Below are 2,876 nucleotides of genomic sequence, written 5' to 3'. Positions count from 1 at the left end.
TAATTATGTTGTGTCCGCCAAGTGGCGCAAAGCCTGGCGCAAGACGCTTGCATGCTGTTGGCATTCAACGTGTATGAGTGGCGCAAAGGGTGGCGCAGGAGTGGCGCAAGAAAACTGAATTTTAAAACTGATTTTTTTATTCATGAAAGACAATTTGTTAAGAGCAGGCTATGTCATGGTTTCGAGGGCACTGCTGATGGAAATATACAAGAAACAGGGTGCGGCACTGACTGATGAAGAAGCGTTTCTGAGAGTGCTGATGCACGTGAATTATAAAAGTGTGACGATAAATAGTTGCGGTGTGGAAGTGAATTGTAAGCGAGGCGAATCCCTCATCACTTATATGGGGTGGGCGGATATTCTGGGCTGGACGCGTGGGCATACCCGCCGCTTCTTTGACCGCTGCATTGCCGACGGCACTATCGAACAAGTCCCCGGCGACTCTCCCAGCCACATCCGCATCCCGGGCTACGATGCTTGGACGGGACAACCCGCAGGAAAGGCAATGACGGAGTCTGCCGATGCCACGGCCAAACGGAAGACGAAAGAACTCCTGGAGGAGTCGATGCAACGCTTCATCGACCATTATAGCGAAGTGACACACCTGGTGGCCGAGAACAGTGGACGCATCCGCTGCCTCTGGAAGAAGCTCTCCATCGCCGAACGCGAACTTGCCTACCAGCGCGTGGAGGACTACTACTACGGGCTGAATAATACCAATTATTGTTATCAGGCTGCCAAGTATCTGGAATACAGAGTCTTTGAAAATATTAAATAATAACCGTATGTCTGAAATCCTCAACCCCCACGACTCCGACCTCGAAGCCGTAGTTTTGGGCGCTTGCCTGGCGGAGACTACCGCCATGGTACTTGTCGGCGACAAGCTGCGCCCCGAAATGTTTTACGAAACAAAGTATGCCGAAATCTATTCCGCATTGCTGGCGATGCACCGTGCGGGCAAGGGCATCGACATCATCACGGTGAAGAACGAACTCGCCGCCCGTGGCAGACTGGAAGCCATAGGCGGCCCCTACGAGTTGACCCGCTTGGTGGGTCGCGTGGCGTCATCGGCTCACCTGGAGCAGCATGCCTGCATCCTGCGCGGAATGTATTTGCGCCGGGAGATGATACGTGGCCTGCACCAGCTGCTTGTCTCCGCTGCCGACGAGTCGGTGGACCTTGACGAGTCCTTGTCTTTGCTGCACCACTTGATGGATCATCTGGAAGGTGAAGCCTCCTTCGATGACCATCTGCGCAACATGGATGAGCTGATGCTTGACACCCTGAAGCAGATGGATGCCCGCGTGGCAAACAACAGGAACGGCATCACCGGTGTTCCCACCGGCCTGCACGATCTGGATATGATGACGGCGGGTTTGCAACCGGGCGACCTGAACGTCATCGCCGCTCGCCCCTCGGTGGGCAAGACTGCTTTTGCTCTGCACCTGGCGCTTATGGCNTCCCACCGGCCTGCACGATCTGGATATGATGACGGCGGGTTTGCAACCGGGCGACCTGAACGTCATCGCCGCTCGCCCCTCGGTGGGCAAGACTGCTTTTGCTCTGCACCTGGCGCTTATGGCAGGTCGCGCCGGAAAGCACGTACTGGTGAACAGCCTCGAGATGCAGGGCGAGCGACTGGGTGACCGCTGGCTCTGTGCCCGGTCTGCCAATATAGATGCCGGCCACCTGAAGACGGGGCTGCTCAGCGCCGACGAGCAACGGCAGGCTTTGGATGCCGCCCGCGAGCTGGCGCGCCTGCCCATCTGTGTAGACGATAACCCGAAGATGAGTATGGATCAGATCCGCTCGTCGGCCTTGCTGCAGAAGAGCAAAGGGCAGTGCGACATGCTGATTGTGGACTACCTGCAACTCTGTGACATGCAATCCGAGCAGAAGAACCGCAATCGCGAGCAGGAAGTGGCGGAGACGAGCCGCAAGGCAAAATTGCTTGCCAAGGAGCTGAATATCCCCGTAGTGCTGTTGTGTCAGCTGAACCGTGAGTGCGAGTCGCGGGGCGACAAGCGCCCGGCACTGAGCGACTTGCGCGAGAGCGGGGCCATAGAGCAGGATGCAGATGTGGTGATGTTGCTCTATCGTCCGGCACTCTACGGACTGCCTGTGGAGCGTATCAGCAAGCGTCCGTCCGAAGGACTGGGGATGGTGCTGCTGGTGAAGCACCGCAACGGAGATACGGGAGATGTGTATTTCCGCCATAATTCCAGCTTGACGAAGATATGGGATTATGAACCGACACTGCTGCTGGATATGTAGATAGCTTGCTGGATATTATTTTACTGTTTATGGGAAAATAATTGGCAAAATACTTGACTTCCGGTGCTGAATGTTGTATCTTTGTTGTGTGCTCAGAGCACGGAATTTTCTTAACTTAAACCTTAACTTTTTTAATTTTATGGAAGTAATTGTAGAGCGCTTCAAGCGCAGAAAGATTGTGAGTGACAAGAACTCGCAGGTGTTGTACTATCTTCGTCAAAAACCTAAGACATGTGGTACGGTGGATATCGATGTGTTGGCGGCAGCCATTCAGAAGAACTGCGCTATGACGAAGGGGGATGTGAAGCATGTGATCGAGGCACTGGTGGAGGAAGTGCAGGCGAACCTTGCCAACGGGGACAAGGTGAAGCTGAACCAGCTGGGTACGTTTCACATGACGTTCCGCTGTCCCGGTGTGGAGACGTCGGAGAAGTGTACGGTGCGGAACATTTCGAAGGTGAATATCCGGTTTATCCCGGACAAGGAGCTGAAGCTGGTGAACGGGAGTACTGCCGTGACGCGAAGCCCGGCGAATGTAGGGTTTACGCTGGATAAGCCGGAAGATGGCGGTTCGACAGGTGGCGGATCGGGAGAGGAGAAGC

At 54.8% G+C, this 2,876-nt stretch carries 2 protein-coding genes and 1 pseudogene; all 3 read left to right on the top strand.

Going from position 1 to position 2,876, the window contains the following annotated elements:
- The first annotated feature begins 142 nt into the window (after positions 1 to 142).
- Entirely contained in the window at positions 143 to 778 is a 636-nt protein-coding gene (locus tag AAE250_RS23420; RefSeq protein ID WP_294601740.1) for a hypothetical protein, read from the top strand.
- 7 nt (positions 779 to 785) lie between these two features.
- Positions 786 to 2,274, top strand: a pseudogene (locus AAE250_RS23700) (replicative DNA helicase).
- 139 nt (positions 2,275 to 2,413) lie between these two features.
- Positions 2,414 to 2,876 (top strand): HU family DNA-binding protein (locus AAE250_RS23405; RefSeq protein ID WP_342289493.1); only part of this gene is annotated, 463 nt, incomplete at its 3' end.

Source organism: Bacteroides sp. GD17, assembly GCF_038448625.1.
Lineage (GTDB): Bacteria > Bacteroidota > Bacteroidia > Bacteroidales > Bacteroidaceae > Bacteroides.
This window is presented reverse-complemented; position numbering and strand designations above follow the sequence as displayed.

What these genes read in the sequence shown, in the direction of transcription:
- AAE250_RS23420 (WP_294601740.1), top strand. Translation starts at nt 143, where the DNA reads ATGAAAGACAATTTGTTAAGAGCAGGCTATGTCATGGTTTCGAGGGCA.